Raw genomic sequence first — 18,518 nt, 5'->3', positions numbered from 1 at the left:
CAAAGGAATCACAGCACATGACCATGAGCGGCAGTTCAAGATCTGGTGGAAGAGGCGGCTCCATCCGCATCGGCGATTTACTAATTCGCGCCGGTATCCTCGACCCAATCGGCTTTGACGAAGCAATTCAGATAGCCACACAAATAGGATTGCCATTCGGACGCGTGCTCATCATGTCCAACTTCGTCGACGAAGATACTCTTAAAGCTGCCCTACAAATCCAATCAATGATCAACGACAAATTATTGGATTTAGAATCCGGTGTCACCGCACTAACTCTGGTCAAAAGAGAAAAACTAAAACTAGATGAAGCACTCGCACAAGTCGGCTACAAAAAGCAAGGCAATCGCCCCACCAACAAACTCGGCGAATTACTCCTAGCCTCCGGCATCGTCGACAGCGATCAACTAAATAAATCACTAACACGAAGCTACGAAACAGGACTCCCAATGGGACGCATCCTCATTCAATTGGGACTCATATCTCAATCCGTACTTGCCTCCGCACTCAACACCCAAGTCCTAATTCGCGACGGAAAAATAACAAAAGAACAAGGCATCACCAGCCTTAAAGCATCTTATGACAGACAAGTCTCCATTGAGCAAAACCTCATCGAACAAGGAATCCTTAAACAACCAAATCAAAAAAGTGTCCGCGTAGGCGAATTACTCGTCATGAGCAGACTCCTTTCCGAACAAGACCTACTCACCGCATTAGAACTCGGTCTAGTAAAAGAAAAACTCATCGGCCAAATCCTAGTCGAAGACGGCTTCATCCAAAAGTCCGCTCTAGATGCCGCACTAAAATTACAACAACTTGTAGCCGACGATAAAATCACTGGACTACAAGCCGCCGACGCACTACGCGTAGTACAGTCCCGCCAAATAAGCGTCGAGCAAGCAATTCGCGAACTCACCGGCAAACAAACTGAAGAACACAAACAAATAACTCTCGCAGAATTACTCAAAATGTGCGGATTCGTCACCGAAAAAGAAATCCAAGAAGCCACCGAACGCGTCCTACAAAATCCGAAAATCACAACACAACTTTTCCTATCCGCCGGCGTCCTCGACGAAGCAATACTCACCGCCGCCATGCGCTGTCACTATCTGCTAGACAAAAAAGCATTGCAGATAGACCAAGCAATCATCGCCATGAATTACTGCCAACGCAGCCGAATCAGCTTCGACGACACACTAGAAGAATTTGGCTGGCAACCACCACCAGAACTCCGCCAATAACCACCCTGACAATTGGCTCAATTCAGCGTGCCATCACGCTTCTAGCAACTGACTATTAACCCCTAATCAGCCACAATCACCAATTTCCTGGTTCAATTACAGAACGGCTCACGAGGTTTATCAAATGCCTAGGAAGTTATCCTATCTGCCTATTCTCGCAATGGTTGGTTTATTGCTAAGCAACAATGCCGCCATGGCACAGACAGAATCTCGAATGGCACCGAAAAGTGTCACTCAAAAAGAAGTCGCCGAATTTAACACCGCCGTTAATCAATACAACAACAAAGATTTTCAACCAGCGTCAGAAAAATTCAAACAGCTAAGCGAATCTCATCCCGACTTTCTAGACACCCACATAATGTACGGCGCAGCACTCCTACGGCTAGGCAGGCCAGAAGATGCAATACCTGCGCTGCACGCCGCTGAAAACATCGATCCAAATGACGGTCTAATGATATTCACGCTTGGCACTGCCTACATGCTGACAGGCAAAAACGAGCGTGCCGTCGAAAAATTTCAAAAGTACATCCGCCTTCATCCCAAAGACCAATTCGCATCCGAATCACAAGCGCGTGTCGACCTTCTCTCAACGGAGATCGCTCGCAATAAAGGCATCATGAGCTCAAAAGGACAGGACAACTATCTGGACGAAGCGATGGCAATGGGTGCAATGCGATGGAAGTCTTCGCAAATGCCAATACCGATTTACATAGCACCAGGAGAGGGCAAAGTCGGCTACAGAGATGAGTTTACCGACATTCTCAAGCAAGCATTTGCGACCTGGTCCGATGCGTCCCAAGGAAAGTTTACTTATAAATTCGTCACTGACCCAAGCGATTCTCTGATTGAATGCTCATGGAGTGATGATCAGACGACCTTAGCTAATCCGGCCGAAGGCGGACAAGCAATGCCAATGTCAAGCTTAGACGGAAGTCTTATGGGTGGACGTATAACACTTCTAACTAAAAAAGGCGCTCAGACGAATCTACCCAGTAACATCGTGCGATCAATAGCGCTGCACGAAGTCGGACATATGCTCGGAATGCTCGGGCACAGCAGTCAGCCCGGCGACATCATGCTAGGCGCTACCTCAGACGGAACACAATTACTTGGACTATCAGATAGGGACAAAAAAACTATTTACTTGTTATACACCGCTCCAGATGAAGTCATCAAAGCCCACCCAGTCAAAACTACCAACGTAGCATTTCAAGGCGCACAAACCAGTCCAGAAAACAAAGCGGCACTGCTGACAGCAGATGCAATTCACGAAATTGATCAAAAACATTACAGCAAAGCGTTAGAGCTGCTGGAAGAAGCTAAGAAGCTTGCACCGTCAATGGAAGTTATTTATCTCGATTTGGCAAAAATATACAACGAACTGGGAAATGAAGCAATAAAGGACCACGATTATGCCAGTGTAAAAAAGAACTTTGATTTGGCAATAACAAATCTGATCAAGGCCAAGCGCAAAGAGCTCGCAGTCCAGTACTGCGACATTATTTTGCGTATAGCGAGTAGAGATTCCAATTCCGCCGACATCGCCAAATACACAAAGCTCAAACGCGAACTAACAGGAAGCAATTAGCCATGACAAAATTACTTTCCTTGACTATTTTGCTTTCATTTATCGCAATAATGCCTCTCAGCGCAAATGCCAAAACAAGCAAATCAAAACAATCCACCGTCACGAAAGCCGCAACGGAAAAGACCCAATTCCCAGCACTCTGTGGCGAATGGGACGGAAAAGTCGAGACAGACGGAATCGAGCTTATCGGCACGCTGCATCTCTTTCCAGACGGTGATAACTACCAAGGCTCGCTTATCGCTCAAGGGAAAGGCGGTACATCCAAGCACTTCCTCAACGGCAAATACGATGAAAGTAAAAAGCAATTCGTATTCCGTGACTCACACGTAGAATTGATCTTCGGACAGTCCGACTGGAAGCCAGCCGTCATGACCGAATATCTATTCCAACTTTCCGAGGATGGAAGATCCCTTACAGGCACATGCCGTCAATTCGCAAAGCAAGGGAAAATCAACCTTGCCTTCCAAAAAATGGCCGACATCTCTCCAGATCAAATCCTGCAACAAGCATCTGGGTCTAAAGGCTCAGTGACGATTGAATCAATAGGCCAACCCACAACAGCCGAAGCCCCAGCCAAGCCGTCCGAGCCAAACAACTTAGACGACCTTGCACTTGAAGCACGACGTGCATCAGCGACTTACAGCGGCGGCGCAGACTACTATGAGCAGCTCACCAAAGATGACAGTGTTGCCAGATGGCCGAAAACAATGCTTCCCATCAAGGTGTACATAACACCAGGCGATGACATCCACAACTACAGAGACACCTACAGGCAAGCCATCGTCACAAGCTTCAACGATTGGGTAAAAGCATCCAACTACCGCTTAAGTTGGAGACTCGTCAACAAAAAAGACGACGCCAATATAGTCTGCAAGTGGGTCGCTAGAAAAGAAGAACTGCCGGAACACAAACACAAGGAGCAAGGTGTAACCAACTTCGTCAGCGTCTTACAAACAAAAGCCAACGAACACTGGATAGAGAAAGTCGAAATCACCATCTGCACTTCCAATATATTCACTCAACGCGCATTGAAAAATGACGATGTCTTCAACGTGTCCAGACATGAAGTCGGACACGCGTTGGGTATTAGTGGACATTCAAATAGCAAAACAGACGTGATGTATCCAATAATGTCCAAGAAGCTTCAGCCAGTCAGCATGCGAGACACAGGCACGATAAATCACCTGTATGCACTCTATACAATGACGCCTTGGGACTAGTTACATCTCTGTCTTTTTGTCATCAGACTTAGCAACCGTGCCTTTGCCTGTGGCATCCCAGTAAGGCTTGAAGTCCTCAACAATTTTCTTCTTTAATGCTTCCGGAAGTTCAATTGTGGTTTTAGGCGCCTCTTTGCCTTCCTTACCCTCACCGCTCACGGAAAGCGTTAACTTCTTGTCCGTGTCAAAACAACGGGCATCGAAGGTATAAATACCGATGTAAGCCATGTCCTCGAGCTTGGGACACTTATAGCCAGTCAAAGCTATAGTCTCCTTTTCCAACGGCACACGATTAGCTTCAATCGGTTGTCCAACCGAATTACCGTCATCTGCCACAAGGCTGAGATCCAAGAAATCCCTCTGAATTACTTTATGCTTGACGTAAATGCCAGGCGTAATTACAGGCACACCCACCAAGCCGCCGGCGACAAGCGCCGATGTTGAACCAATAAAGCTTGCAGCGTTTATAAACTTCGCTCCATTAGTCTGCCTCGTCTTCGGAATTACCATTACCGTCACAACAGGCTTTTCTGTATCGAAAAACTGCTTGCTTATCTCGAGATCTTGCGGATCAAGCGAAACTTCCTTCGACTCTTTCTTTGTACCCGTAAGTTTTTCCCAAAGCTGAGCCAATTGGAAATAACCCTGTACCGGGGTGAAGACACTCACAGAAAAGAACGGTGAGCCAAAATTGTAATCACTTTGCTTACGATTCTTGAGCATGTCCGGATTGTCTTTCAACAACTCAGACACATTGAAAGGCGTGTGTGGCACATCCGGCAGAAGCGCTGCAGACGGCGCTTCCAATTTTTGCGCATCCAACTTCGCATCTTCAATGTCGTTAGCTGCAAGCGCTATTGGAATAGCGGGCGGCTGTCCAGGCATACTCGGAACCACCGAGCTTACACCAATAACTTCGCCGTACAAGTTAAGCACCGGTCCACCATACGCTGCCGGGTCAGACTTTCCTCGCAAGTAAAATCCGTCTGTCTCCGCTGACCTGACGGTCGTAGACGTCATGACTTTTTCAGAGGTCTTCTTGTCCAAGGCAAGCGCAACTAGCTGGTCATTTGCTTTAGTGCTGTCCTGCTGATCTTTCGCCTGCAGAGGAAGGGATTTGAATACGCGAATGTTTTTAAGATTGACTCTCAGGACAGCCAGATTGTGATCTTGGTCTCTAATGAGAACTTTTCCTTCGACAATTTGGTCTGGCCCGAATTTGACTCGAAGATTTTTCGAGCCGTCTTTCAATACATCGCAAGACGTCAAAACAAGTCCGGCATCATCCACCAAAAATCCTGAACCGAACGTCGCGCCAGTGAAAATGCTAACGACGCCTGCCTTACTGGCGTGAAAAACTTCTTCCGCCGTTAGAGCTTCCCTACCCAAAACCGGGGACACCAACAATTGACCGAACAACACAACCGCGCCGGTTGCAGACAATAGTTTACGCGCCAACATCATTATGATATCGCTCCAATACATACTCAGACACTACTATGACAAACAATAGCAAGCGGATAAACACTATTCAATTCGATAGCAATAAATATCATCAAATTTTCCTGCTATCTAGCTTCAAGTGGCTCAAATTTGTTTGCCAATATTTTGTTTTGGCTCAATAAGCTTGCCATAGCCAGCTTCGTGCTAATGTCAATATGGCGACCGTTTTTCGCAGTGATACCACGCATGGTTATGACGCTTTTTTTATCGGTTCCAATCTGGTCTCCATACATTCTACATAATCTCTGCATACAGTTGAATACAGAGGGATCCAAGTTAGAGGCTGATGAGCATGCACAATGATAATCCATTAGCATCAAACGCTCTCAAACACACCCGAATGAGGGATGACGAGCCCCAGACAATCGCGCAGTGGTATGAGCGCAACTCTGTACTTCCCTACCACCAAATGGACTGGGACAACCTCAAGCACCTCGCCGAACAAGAACAGAAGAGTTATCGGCAAATCGCCAAAGAATTCAACATTTCGCGCAATACACTCAAGAAGTACATCAACAAAGAGGCACGTCCAGCAAGACGTCCTCAGCCTGTACGCGACCACTGGCGTGAGACGGTAAGAAAAATCTGGACATACCACTCGTCTCAACCAGACGGCGACAAAGTGACAGCACAGTGGATATTCGCCATGCTTGTCGAACAACACGGCTACAAGGGCTCAGAGAGGACAATTAGAACGCTTATTCTGGAATTCAAGGAGGAACAGAGCTAGTTCTATCTAAGCATCACCAAGTAGATCACACCTCAATGCACGCAACTCTTCCTTGTCGCGCGTTGTAGGTAAAGGATTCTCCAAAGCTATTTTAAGTCTAGCAGCCGCTTTCAGTATTATTGGATCTTCAAATTCAAAGGATTCTATCCCTCCAAAATCTGCTTCGTCTTCATAGTCCTCCTGAAGAAACATCTCCAACACCTTAGCCATGTCCTTCCGATCATAATCCTTGAAAGGCTTCGGCGGACCATATATTAATTCCGAAACTTTCATAGCAATCAAAAAAATTGCCCAACAACTCAGCAAAGAAATAATCGGTACAAAACTATAACTATATGACTCAAATTGTTTTCTTGTGCCGAACCAGTTTGTCGCATTACCAACATAGTCCCAGAAACACATGAGTCCTACAATAACAAGCATCACAAATAGTAAATAAACTAAGCCTCGCACTATTTTATGCATTTGCCAATCGCCTCATGAGCCTGGTGAATTGAAATATAACCGTATTGCACCATATTATCTATAACCTGGTTCTGTCGAGCCGCTGCAACGTTTTTATTACCAGGATCACCCAACACAGACGGCGCTCTTACAATTCCCGCAAGGAATGCGGCCTGAGCTATCGATAACTTACTCGCTTTAACGCCAAAGTACTTTTCGGATGCTTCCTCAATCCCATAAGCACCTCTACCAAAGTAAATTGAATTCAGATAGCTTTCAAGAATCTCGTCTTTGGAATATTTCTGCTCCAAATCCGCGGACAAAATCAGTTGACTCAATTTCCGTTGCGCTGTTTTCTCATCCTGATCAAGAAAAGCGATCTTTGCTAATTGCTGCGAGATTGTGGATGCTCCCTCAACCATGCGTTTTGCACGTGTATTATCGATTGTTGCTCGGATTAATCCTAATAGATCAATTCCGCCATGATCATAAAACCTATGATCTTCTACAGCCAGAATGGCCAATTGCATATTTTTCGAAATCCTTGATAGCGGCACATAGGAATGATTAGCCAATCTTTCAAGATGTGGTTCTGGCACTTTCAAAATACTTCTTGCAATTGGAACCGAGACAATTCCAATGCCAATAGCAATGAACAACAAAATACCTAGAATGTTTGGGGTTTTCATCTGACAAAAACCTTGCCACAATCTACCGAGTCAAACTTAAATACAGAGCCGGATAGCACTCCCGGGAAAGCCATAGCCTTTCTCAGGCGGTTGTTATCGGTATCAAATTCAAGGCATTGGGGGTTACGCACAAGACATTGAAGGTGTTCGGGCTTCACATGTTTCATATTGAATAGCAGCAACTCTTTTAGATTTGGTATTTTGATAAAATTTTCAAAATTACTGAAGTTCTTCAGCCATTGCAAGTGCAGACGCCGCAAATTTTTGCAATTTTCTAAAGACGGTAATTCCTCTACACTATTGAGTCGAATCAGCTTCAAATATTCAAGTTTGGTCAGTTGCGAACATTCCTCTAGTGTATTTATCTTCGAGGCCCGTTCCAAACAGAGGTATCTTAGGTTTTTAAACTTAGACAACACTGAAAGATTTTCAAGCTTCTTGCTGGAAATAGCTAATGATTCCAAATTTTCCAGGCAGGCAATTGAAGACAAATCCTTTATCTGAATATCTTGTAGCGACAGGGCTCGCAACGACCTGAGATTGGGAAATTTAGATAAGTCCTCATAGAGTCCGCGCAAGGTGAGAGACTGCAGGCAATTAAAATGGTTGAGGACCGCTAGAGAAGGTTTGCTTCTCGACTCTGAAAAATCCAACTCGAGTCTAATCATGTCTGGTGACAAATAGCGCAAATCGTCCAAAGACGTTGCCTGCACATGATCAAGACAAACACGACGGACTTGCCCAAAATATTTCAAGCAGCCAAGACCAATATAGCCATTGTCATACGAATCTTGCACACGTAATGTTGCTCTTGGTGCACGGACCATTGCGTTCGCCACCTCGACAAATGTATCGACCGGCAGCGCTTCTGTTGGAACACACACATTCAAGGTCTTATCATTGATTTTGGCTAACTCCTTTCCTGTCAACGGTGGCGTTATACACCAATTAGATCTGTCGTAGTATTCATGTCCTAGCTCTCGGTCAGTCAACTCCTCTATTTGTGTGTATGACTGATCATTCGACTTAACAATGGGGCTGTAGTCCAATACAGAGTAGGGAATCGGAGTAAGAGGAAATCTTTCCATCAGAACTTTTGCTGCTGCTTCGGGCAGTTTAAACTTTCGGCACAAAGCTAGAATCGCTTCTGCAACTTTTCCCGCCTGAAACCTCTTGCAATCTGCCTCGCCAAGATAAGCAAAGTCTTGAAAGTGAATCCGGCTCGTCACCCACAAAACACCTTCGAACCTATAGATGTCTGGATCTTGCCGTCTATCCCACGGTACAACCATTTCAAAAGCCATAGATAAATCTTTGACACGTACCTTTTCAAAGAAACCGGCTTCAACTAAAGTGAAAAATGCAAGTCTGCCCAAATCTTCGTCCGGTTCAAACCATACCTGCCGCACTCGCTCCCAAGGGATAATGTCCACAGGAGCTCGGCTAGTAAAAATAATGGAGACGGACTCGTGATTCACGATCAAAATCCTTGATGGGCTCTAACTCTATCAGCTTACTACTAGACAATTATCACGCAGCTCAAACCAAAACGCCAAAACACGTTCCCAAATCGCACCATTTCCACAGCATAATATGACTACAGGCTAAGAATCTGTCTTCCAATCAACGAAAGGATCTTCCCGTCTCCATTCTCCTGTCTTCGCATTTACTCGACAATAAACCGGTTTACCACCCTCTCCAAAGCACCATTTAGCTCGAATAAAATCTGCATTCACTTCCAATATTTCTAAATCATCTCCATCCGCTGGTTCATCCCACAAAAGCCCCTTGCTACCCCAAGCCCAAAGCCAAGGATCGCCACTAAATAATATAAATTGCCCACCCACACAGCAATCAACTCGACTAATGTTGTAACAGCTTGGATCAGCCGGTTCCAACGGTTCCTTAGAGCGAACATTGATGATTTGTGTTAGTCCATTTACAACTACACAAAGTTGATCGGGATTAGCACAACAATATATCGCCGAAAGTCCTAGAGATTCACGAGGACTTGGCATTTGGAATTTGCCAACCCAAGGAGCCATATTCTCAGGTTCAATATACAAAGAAATGAAGTTATCAAAATTGCAGTAAGATCGCAGCGGGAAATGCTTGGATTTCAAATTTAAACCAGCAATCGATCTAATTTGCTTGACTTTATAGTTATGCGGAAAATCTTCGTTCAATACGAGTCTGACTTCTTCTGGCAACATAGGATGTTTAAGGAATGCCAATTGGCGCCTTGACCTCGCAGCTTACACCCCAGCCATTATAATGTGCACCAAGTTCATCTGCTAAGTCCAGCAAAGACTGAGTTCGTCTAGTCAACTCGACCGGAGATGTATTCTCAATCGAGTGCACTATATATGCTTCCTTGCCATCGACCATCTCCATGTCAACTTCTTCAATTTTGTGCCCCTTGTCCTCTAGTTGCTGTCGCAATACACTGACTGCCTCGACTTCGTTACAAAAGAAGAAATGATCTACTTCGCGGGCATCTCGTAGGCAAACCCCGTCATATCTCAATTTGTGCATTAAGTGTCGATCCGTCGGATGCCACGCTAGCTCCATAAGAGTTTCGGACGTCTGACTAAGTACAGGGTAAATTGACTTCAAGTCATCAAATAGGAATTTTCTGTACTCTTCAACCGTCTTAGGTTCATCCGATTGATCTCCGAATTGCAATTTAGATTGTAATGGCTTCCCATGCCGACGCTGCCATTCATCAATTGCTAAATCAAACAATTCTGAACATGGTACAACATCGTCATAGTTTGACAGCAAATCAGGATTAGCTACGATATTGACAAAAACGTCTTTTCCTTGAAGAACTAACCAACAACAGTAATAGTGAAACGACATCTCGCCGGTCCAACCATCGCGGGGCACGACACCGCAAAATCCCCAAGCAAGCGTAAACCGGTTGGACTGGTTCAATGCTTCAATAAGGCTTTGTTGAAAGGCTTGTACTTGGGCATCACCAGCGCGCTGCAAATAGCCTCTTAGCATTTCAAGTTGTTCATCAATACTTTTTGCAGTTGCCTGGGATCGGTTAATTTCTTTCCAAAATTCATCTGTCATATCTTTCTATCGCAACCCCTTCTCAGACAAAGATTACAACAAATAGAAATCCCTCACTACTTTTCAGTTGAATCTTTCCCTTGATGTTTAGCGGAAGTCGCCACTAGTCCATTGGTTGATCCTAAAACAACTGTGGCATTCCCTTGAGCAACCGACTGTAGCATTCTCAGATTGAGCAGCGCCGGATTGTCTTCCATAAGTTTCGCAGCGTTCGCCAGATTTCTAAGTGAAGCCGTCTCGCCGCGCGCTCTTTCAAGCGCAGCTAGACCTTCTTTCTGAGCCTTTATTACTTCCGCGAAAATCTTTCTGAGTTCGGTCGGAAATATCACATCCTTGATTTCGACCATGTCGACAACCAAACCATGCCTCTGTGCAACCGGTGCCACTTTGCTCAGCATTTCTTTGCCCAAGCCAGAACGATTCTTCAAGAGATCGTCAACATTCAAGGAGCCGACTGTATCTCTCAGCGCAATTTGGGCAATAGTATGGAGCGTCGTTGCGTACGACTGCAGTGAATTCATAGCCTTCACCGGGTCGCTTACTCGATAGTTGACGGCCAAACTTACCTTCAACCCGACGTTGTCGCCCGTCAAGACTTCCTGTCCTGCAATCGTCAACATGACTGCGCGCATATCAACAGTCTTAACCGTCTTACCAAAACCGAAAACCTTGTGCAATCCAGGTTCCAGAACGCGACTAAACTGACCGTTCGAATAAAGCAAGCCACGCTCATACTCAAATACAGTTATTCGCCTTAAACTCAAAACAGCAAGCCAAAAGACGAAAAACAAAAATAGACCTATAACGACTCCCAACAATGTCTTGCTCCTTGTATAGTGCATAGGTCTCACGGGATCACCAACAAACAGCGGAGGATTTAACCTTCAAAGCAGATCGTCGGCTGCACTTAAGCCGACCCCGAGAGACAAATGCTATGGGATTTGAACCCAGAAGTTGATAGCTTCACCATCAGCTTGGGAATCCAACTCGCTGAACCGAAATTGATTACATCAACTTGGCAGCTGGCAATCCCGCATCAACATAGAAATATACCAAACTACAAAATGAATGCTATTGTTTTGCCCATTAGCATTTCAAACAAACAACACGATCCCTGGCTAGGCAAACATAATTGAGCCACTTTGCATGACACTGCTTACTAAGATACTCAACACCAAAATACCTGTAACCATTCAAGACCTTGAAGAGGCTGCTTCCACTGGTTTTTGGCCAAATCTCACTAATCGCTCACGCCGCTAATTCCTAGCAGGTTGCTACCCACCCCCAATTCAGGAAAATGAATATTGAGTTCTATAAGAGAAGACGTACTCAAAATCATGTGGAAAACTCTCAAACCAGAGGGTTTCAAAAAGCGTGGTTCTGTATATTGGATAAAAGAGACTGAAGAATGCCACCTCTTAATCAACTTTCAGGGAGGCCGGCACGGTAGCGAAGCATTCCTGAATGTCGGCTGCATCACTAAACTCCTACCACTACGGTTTCCCGACTCGGGATTGCATTACGACAACTTCCATATTTGGGACAGATTCGATGGCAAGGATATACACAATTCCCTAGTGTGGGACCAGCGCAACGAGCTCCCCTTAGCAGAACGAGAATTACTTTTGTCCGAAAGCCTTAGAACTGTTGTGCTTCCATGGCTATACTCTTTGTCATCGATAGCGTCGATTCGAGACTATTTTCGCGAATTCACATTTCACCCGCACATCATATGTAATCCGAAAGCTTTGGGATTACAAAAGCCACCACAATACAGAGTGCATAGACCAATGCATTTGCAAGGGCAGGTGACCGTTTTGGCTGGTGGATCATTGCGAAAGTTCATGCCTTTCACAATTTCCGAATTAGATGACACATGGCGTCACCATCGTAGAATTGAGCAAACATTTGAGAATGAGGAAGAAGTATGTGAGTGGCTTTGCACGCGCGACAAAGAGAGCCTTCGCTGCTTCGTCGAGAGAATTGGTTATTAATCATTCAATTTGATTCTGAATTAGAACGATGGGTTTTTAAATATGGAACAGTTAATAACATTAGGTAGTTGGCAAATCCTCTGTGATCCTGACGAAAATCGAGAAATTTACCAACAAATTGCGGGAAGCGATGCCGATATATGTACCTGTGCGGGATGCCGACGATTTTCTCAAATTAGAGACGAGGTTTACCCACAAGAGTTTCGAAACATTCTTGAACAGCTTGGAATAGACCACAAGAAAGAGGCTGAAGTTGTCACGTTTGGAGAGCCGGGTCAAATTCCCATGAGCGGGTGGTTTAACTTCGTCGGCAAAGCGTGTGGCGGACTGAATGAGGTACGCAAACTCGCAAATACCTTCGAGATCATCCTAGAAGAATCATTCACAATGGCACAAAAGGAATTTGGCAATAAACCGTTATTAACGATTGAATGGCACTGGTTTCCCCGTGAGTTAATCGATAAAGAAAAAGCGAGGCTCAACAAGAAAGTGAGTATTTGGTCTAAATTATTCGGGCACAAATTTTCGGCGGTCGAGACACTGGTACTGGAAGCGGTTGGTGGGCTCCTCACAATTACCTGGAAAGAAATATACGACTACCAGTTGAGTCGAGTAAATAAAATACAGCGTCACGCAAATGACAAAGAAGTCAATCTTTATTGCGTCGAATTCGGCAAAGTTGTGCCACTGCCCGAATCCGATATGCTTCCAAATATCAAAACGGAATATCCTCTGGCATCCGTCTCAATAGTAGATTCACAAACCAATGTGGAGATTAAAGCTATCGTATGGGTAGCAACCCGCAGGATCTTCTCAATCAACTTTGATAAATCACCAAATTCGCTCAGCAGGAATATTTCAGTTTCAAAAGCCAAACTCCTAACAGATTTAAGTTCTGGAGAGTCATCAACAGATCACCTCAAGGACTTTGTCCTACCGCAAGATTATCTTGATCTAGTACGAAATGGTGACACCACTATCAATGGTTGGCAGGTGTTGGCACCAATAAATACACGCATCGTCGTACAAGAAGAGAAAAATCTGTGTATTCTGGCTATTCGGAATGAAAGCGCATACATCGGCGTACACGAGGGAGACCAGACAGGCGGGCTATTCCTAATTGATTTTGAGACAGACGAAGAAGCCCAACTTGGGAATTCTCTTTTGTTGGCACTCACCAAATAACTGACTTTTCACGCTCACACTCAGAATGACAAATTTTATACTACTGCATTTAGTATATACAAACAACAAGAAGAGCAGCAGGTCGCTGCTCTATCTTTTTGGCGTTAGCCTTTTTCTACTTCGTCGGCGAAGCCGTCGCGGACTGCTTCTTTGGCGGTGAGCCACCAATCGAATTTGTGGGCTTTGCGTTTGACTTGGGTTTTGGTGTACTTGGAACGCTTGGCGAGGATGTTCGCTAGTTTGTCCCAAAGGCGTTTGGCAAAATCAAGGCTGTCTTGTTGGACGCTGACTTTACCTCTGGTACCGGAGCTTACTTCGTGGATGAGCAATTCTGCTTCGGGGCCCATGATGCGTTTGTCGCCGGCTTGTAGCAGGATGCCGCCCATTGAAGCTGCCATTCCGTACACTTTGACGGTGATGAAGTGTCCATTGGCGCTCAGGTGACGCAGGTAGTCGTAGAGAGCGAGTCCGTCAAGGACGGAGCCGCCGGGAGAATTGAGGATGATGGTTATCTTTTCTCCGGGGAAGCGTCTTGCCCATTTGCCGATGGTGTCCATGGCAGGCTTGATGCTTGTTTCGTCAACTGCGGCGTAGAAGGTGTAAACCAAATGCTCGGAGGCATCTGCTTTTGCGTTTTCTTCTTGGCGCTTCATTTGGTCGCGTTGCAGCTCGGCGATTTCTGCTTTTGCTTGCGCTTCGCGGGTTTTGTACTCGGCGTCTTTCTCTTGGCGCTCGGTAGTTTTTGCGTCACGCTCAAGTTTTTGCACACGCAATTCACTCTCGCGAGTGTCGGCTTCGAGTTTACGAAGTTTGAGATGCTGCTCCAATTTTGCAGCGTCGTCTTTGGTATAAGCCTCATTCGGTCCTTTGATTTCTTTAGACATAATTTCCACCCAGTGAAAAATTCAAGGTTGAAAAAGAAGGGCCCTGCTTAAAGCAGGAGCCCTCTTGCTCTTTCTGATAGCGGCTTGTGCATCCAGAGATAATTCTTATTGAGACCATCGTGCTGCCATGTGGCACCACCAAGGTACAAGTTATCCGGGATGTACTTCCTCGGCAGGCTCTGCAGGACACAGACCCAAGATTCTTGCGAACGGGTCAGTCGCACGCCCTTTTCTTTGAGGGATGCAAGTCCTTTTGTCAGCTCAGCGAGAATTGCCGCCTTCTCGGGATCAGTTACACGCCAGCCGAAGGATTGTCCCCAACGGTAGACGTGATAGTGACTTGCGGCGCCTTCTGCGACTTCGTAGCCGCGTGCAAGAGCAACGCTGTCTACGTTAGGTCCCATGAAGCGCGCCATGTCCGGAATTGGAGCAGCGATTTGTCCAGGAGCCATTGCGCTCTTGAACGCGCGCTCGAAGTGCTTCAAGAATACTTCCGGTTGTTCGATGAATTGGAAAGGCTTTGCGATGAAAGCTTCGTATTCAGCGTCACCAGTTACATCTCGCACCCGCGATCCGGGCAAGAAGCCGTAGGTTGAAAGTTCAACCGACAGCGCATCGACGTCCATTTTCTTGTGCAAGACCGGATCGTGCCGCGGGAAATCCTGCAGCGAGCAGTCATTTGCATAAGGCGTGCCGTCGAAGCAACGATCTCTAAAGGCAACTTTGTAGATAAGCTGTCCTTTGCCGGGTCTGCCATACCAGCCAAGCACGACGAATTTTGTTTGGTCGCGCTTGATGATGAGCTGACCCGATTCGGTCACGAATGTCGACTTCAGATACGGGAATCTGATGTGCCGGCTTTCGCCGTTGATGCGGTGCCCATTGAGATTGCTCACTTCATCGCCGGGGAAATCACCTTGCACGGTGTCAATCATCGTCACATTCGGTTCAGCGTATTTAATATCGCCCAGTATCTTTTTCGTAATGGGCGACACTAGATAGCGCCAAATGTCTTTGTCATCAACCAGCGCAATCGGTTGAACGCCGAGGTAGTGATTGATTTGTTTTCTGGTTAGTCCACGCATGTCATCGACCTCCTTTGTGTGCGCAGTCACACATCGGTGTGGAAGCGAATTCGCTGCTTCGCCTCTACACCTGACGTGTTCTACGTTGTGAATTTAGAGTAGAAAAACTCAGCCTCGATAATTTCCGAGGGAGATCTGCTCAAACTAAATAGCTGCTTTGCTTAGAGCTGTTTTGGGACTTGGGGTTACTCGATCTGTTTCTGAGTTATTGAACAATTCAAACTACTATTTAGAAGGATCCTTTTTATATGACTTGATAACTACAACTTTAGGCATTATCAAGAGATCGCGCAATATATTGGAAACCTTGATTCTGCCGTATATTTCGCGCTTCTGTAATATTGACTTCTAAGTCCTCGCGCGAGATCGATCAACCTGCAAAGATCTCTTGGTTGTCATGAGAGCCTGCAATAGTACAATTCTTGAATCATTTTGATCGGAGATTTTATGTCGCGCAGCCTGCACAGCAAGTACAAGATTGCCATCCTTTTGTCAGTTTTCCTAATTGCGGGATCATCTCCGTTGCCGGTAATTTCAGCACCGACCAAGACGGCAGTCGCTTCCACAAGAACAGCTCGCGACGTCGCACAACAAATTCTTGCGGCATATGGCGGCGCTGACGCGTTCAAGAAAATGAACGACGCGCCATTCAAAGGCAAAGCACAAAAGTCGATAAGCGCGGCAATGTCCGGTGCGTCCAATGCTCTTGATCTTGTCGTCTACGGCAGCGGAGACAAATATCGCGTTGAGACAAAAGTCTTGGGTGAAAATGTCGTCGCCGGCTACGACGGGCAGAATAGCTGGAGTCAATTCGGCGACTGGATATCCAAGGACACTGCGACGCCGACCAAAGAAGTGCATGACGAGATAGAGCACAGCATGAAGGTGATTCTGGCTGTAACGTTACCGACTACCAAATTGGAGTTATTGCCTGCAAAGCCTATAGAAGGTAAGTTGTGCGACGCTATCAAAATTACCCCTCTGGGGCAGACGCCGACAACAATTTATTCCGACCCGCAAAATCATCTTGTGTTGCGCGCTGAGTACATGGGCATTGATCGCGAACAAGGCGTAATGGGATTGAAGGCGGTTGATTACTTAGACTATCGCCCGGTTTCCGGAAGTCTACTGCCGTTTAAAACGGTTGAGTATTTAAATGGGAAGAAAGTGTCCGACACAGTTATGAGCGAAGTGGATTTCAACTTTGCCGTAACTGATGATCTTTTCCAAATGCCGAGAGAGTCAGAAGTCTCGCAAGTCAATGTCAATCCAATAACAATCCCGTTTGATTTCATCGGCGATTACATCATCGCTAGAGTACGACTCAATAACAAAACGGAAGAGAAGTTCATCGTTGACACAGGCGCCAGCCAGACGGTGCTCGATAAAGCTGTTGCGCAGAAGCTTGGTCCGTATGCTGCCGGTAGTTATTCGATTACAACCGGTGGTAAGGCGCTCGACGTAAATTACATGACGTTGTCGAGCTTGTCCGTGGGTGATGTGAGCATCGACAACGTCACAGCGATGGTCTACGACATTTCGTCTTTGAGTCTTGCGCCTGGTTCTCGCATTGGTGGCTTGCTTGGTGCAAATGTGTTGCGTCGCTTCTTGGTCACAATTGACTATCGCGACAAAGTTCTTATTCTGGCTAATCCGCGCAGTGTTGTTATTCCTAAGGGAGCAACCGTGTTGCCAATTACGCCTGTGTTCAGTGCCGCCGTGCCTGTTGTAAAAGCAACGCTTGATGATAAGTTGAGCGCGAATTTTCTTTTGGATACGGGCGCACCATTCAATAACTTACCTGTTGGTCTGGCGAAGAGTTTGCTCAACGCGCCTGTATTGCCGGTGGCAAAAGCATCAGGACTCGACGGGCAGAAAGTCAGCATGGGTGCTGTGCGCTTCAAGACATTGAAGTTGGACAACTTGGTTGTGAATGATCCTGTATTTGCTGTCTCTCCGCAGATGGCTGCAACAAGTCCGTCAGGTTTATTCACGGCGAGCGCACTTGGGATTTTAGGCAATCCTATTTGGCGACAATTCCGCACTACATTGGATTATCGCAACGAGCGTTTGATACTTGAGCCCAATGGCGGGAAGCAAGGTGCTGAGCAACACATGCAGCGCTATAAGCAAATCGGCAATGAGTATTTGAAGACTAAGAATTACAACTTGGCGATTGCGCAGTACACAGAGCTTGCGCAGGCATCGCATGAATCTGGAGATTTTCCCACGGAAGCACTAGCACTGATGCAAATGGGTGTGTGTTACTCGGCTGCATATGTCGCAACTCACAACGTCGAATACACCACACAGGCAACACGACAATTCCAGAAAGCTGTTGATGCCGCTAGAAAATCCGGCGACAAGCAAATTGAGGCACGCGTGTTGGCGTACTGGGCGGACTTATTTATAAGATCCGCTGACTCGCCACAGACTTTATCAAGCGCACAATCACTCATCGCTAAAGCATCAACTCTGTGTCCGACCGAGTCACAGCCGTATGCAGAGATGGGATTGCTCCTTCTAAAAATCGGCCGCACCGACATGGTTGGTACTGTGTGGGATCAAGCCCTCATGCTGGATCCGGTGAATTGGACCGCGCTTTGGGGCAAGTACGAATTAGCAAAGAAAAGCGGGGACACTGCGTCGCAGCAACTTATCGCGAATCAACTAAAGCGGTATTACCCCGACGTGCCGGATGTTCTTGCGTTGCAGGGAAAATCGCCTGCGAAGCCGGCGGCAACGACGAAACCTGTAAACGCAAAACCCGGTGCCTCGAAACCCACGCGTAAACGCTAGTTCTTTGTCATTTCGACCGACTGAGCCTTGGCGAGGGAGTGGAGAAATCTGCTACGACGAGAAGAAGAAGCTGGT

General features: G+C 46.2%; 16 protein-coding genes. 7 read left to right on the top strand and 9 right to left on the bottom strand.

The features are described 5' to 3' along the window. Positions 1–23: 23 nt before the first annotated feature. From K2Y22_06860 to K2Y22_06850, 3 genes are all read left to right on the top strand, one after another. A complete protein-coding gene (locus K2Y22_06860) occupies positions 24–1,241 on the top strand; it encodes a hypothetical protein (protein ID MBX9878165.1) in 1,218 nt (405 codons plus the stop codon). A 124-nt stretch (positions 1,242–1,365) separates the two neighbouring features. After that, positions 1,366–2,829 carry a matrixin family metalloprotease gene (locus K2Y22_06855; protein MBX9878164.1) on the top strand — a complete coding sequence of 488 codons (1,464 nt, stop codon included), beginning with the start codon at positions 1,366–1,368 and terminating at the stop codon, positions 2,827–2,829. A gap of 2 nt (positions 2,830–2,831) precedes the next feature. After that, positions 2,832–4,049 (top strand): matrixin family metalloprotease, encoded by a 1,218-nt coding sequence (locus K2Y22_06850; GenBank protein MBX9878163.1) that lies wholly within the window; start codon positions 2,832–2,834, stop codon positions 4,047–4,049. Here K2Y22_06850 and K2Y22_06845 read toward each other — a convergent pair whose 3' ends face one another. Next, a complete protein-coding gene (locus tag K2Y22_06845; protein MBX9878162.1) occupies positions 4,050–5,513 on the bottom strand; it encodes a serine protease in 1,464 nt (487 codons plus the stop codon). A 331-nt stretch (positions 5,514–5,844) separates the two neighbouring features. On the opposite strand from K2Y22_06845, the gene K2Y22_06840 reads away from it, so the two are divergent. Continuing rightward, positions 5,845–6,282, top strand: coding sequence for a helix-turn-helix domain-containing protein (locus K2Y22_06840; GenBank protein MBX9878161.1), 438 nt, complete (start codon positions 5,845–5,847; stop codon positions 6,280–6,282). A gap of 6 nt (positions 6,283–6,288) precedes the next feature. Here K2Y22_06840 and K2Y22_06835 read toward each other — a convergent pair whose 3' ends face one another. From K2Y22_06835 to K2Y22_06810, 6 genes are all read right to left on the bottom strand, one after another. Then, a complete protein-coding gene (locus K2Y22_06835; GenBank protein MBX9878160.1) occupies positions 6,289–6,747 on the bottom strand; it encodes a hypothetical protein in 459 nt (152 codons plus the stop codon). Further along, the gene (locus K2Y22_06830; GenBank protein ID MBX9878159.1) at positions 6,735–7,415 is read right to left on the bottom strand and encodes a transglycosylase domain-containing protein; all 681 of its coding nucleotides are present in this window, start codon (positions 7,413–7,415) and stop codon (positions 6,735–6,737) included. The genes K2Y22_06835 and K2Y22_06830 overlap by 13 nt, the downstream gene beginning before the upstream one ends. Beyond that, positions 7,412–8,893, bottom strand: a complete 1,482-nt coding sequence (locus K2Y22_06825) for a hypothetical protein (protein MBX9878158.1) — start codon at positions 8,891–8,893, stop codon at positions 7,412–7,414. Before K2Y22_06825 ends, K2Y22_06830 begins: the two co-directional genes overlap by 4 nt. Positions 8,894–9,019: 126 nt before the next feature. Next, positions 9,020–9,649, bottom strand: a complete 630-nt coding sequence (locus K2Y22_06820) for a hypothetical protein (protein ID MBX9878157.1) — start codon at positions 9,647–9,649, stop codon at positions 9,020–9,022. Then, on the bottom strand, positions 9,636–10,496 hold the full coding sequence (locus K2Y22_06815) for a DUF4240 domain-containing protein (protein ID MBX9878156.1): 861 nt from the start codon (positions 10,494–10,496) through the stop codon (positions 9,636–9,638). Before K2Y22_06815 ends, K2Y22_06820 begins: the two co-directional genes overlap by 14 nt. A gap of 56 nt (positions 10,497–10,552) precedes the next feature. Next, positions 10,553–11,314, bottom strand: coding sequence for a slipin family protein (locus tag K2Y22_06810; GenBank protein ID MBX9878155.1), 762 nt, complete (start codon positions 11,312–11,314; stop codon positions 10,553–10,555). Between the two features lie 486 nt (positions 11,315–11,800). Between K2Y22_06810 and K2Y22_06805 the strand changes: the two genes are divergently transcribed. Then, on the top strand, positions 11,801–12,490 hold the full coding sequence (locus tag K2Y22_06805) for a DUF4304 domain-containing protein (GenBank protein ID MBX9878154.1): 690 nt from the start codon (positions 11,801–11,803) through the stop codon (positions 12,488–12,490). 42 nt (positions 12,491–12,532) lie between these two features. After that, positions 12,533–13,675, top strand: a complete 1,143-nt coding sequence (locus K2Y22_06800; protein MBX9878153.1) for a hypothetical protein — start codon at positions 12,533–12,535, stop codon at positions 13,673–13,675. Positions 13,676–13,779: 104 nt separating this feature from the next. On the opposite strand, the gene K2Y22_06795 is transcribed toward K2Y22_06800, so the two are convergent. Beyond that, the gene (locus K2Y22_06795; GenBank protein ID MBX9878152.1) at positions 13,780–14,559 is read right to left on the bottom strand and encodes an ATP-dependent Clp protease proteolytic subunit; all 780 of its coding nucleotides are present in this window, start codon (positions 14,557–14,559) and stop codon (positions 13,780–13,782) included. 47 nt (positions 14,560–14,606) lie between these two features. Further along, positions 14,607–15,644 carry a hypothetical protein gene (locus K2Y22_06790; protein MBX9878151.1) on the bottom strand — a complete coding sequence of 346 codons (1,038 nt, stop codon included), beginning with the start codon at positions 15,642–15,644 and terminating at the stop codon, positions 14,607–14,609. Positions 15,645–16,091: 447 nt separating this feature from the next. Between K2Y22_06790 and K2Y22_06785 the strand changes: the two genes are divergently transcribed. Beyond that, complete coding sequence (locus tag K2Y22_06785) at positions 16,092–18,443, top strand: aspartyl protease family protein (GenBank protein ID MBX9878150.1); 2,352 nt, start codon at positions 16,092–16,094, stop codon at positions 18,441–18,443. The last annotated feature ends 75 nt before the right edge of the window (positions 18,444–18,518 follow it).

The organism is Candidatus Obscuribacterales bacterium (assembly GCA_019744775.1).
Lineage (GTDB): Bacteria > Cyanobacteriota > Vampirovibrionia > Obscuribacterales > Obscuribacteraceae > SBAT01.
This window is presented reverse-complemented; position numbering and strand designations above follow the sequence as displayed.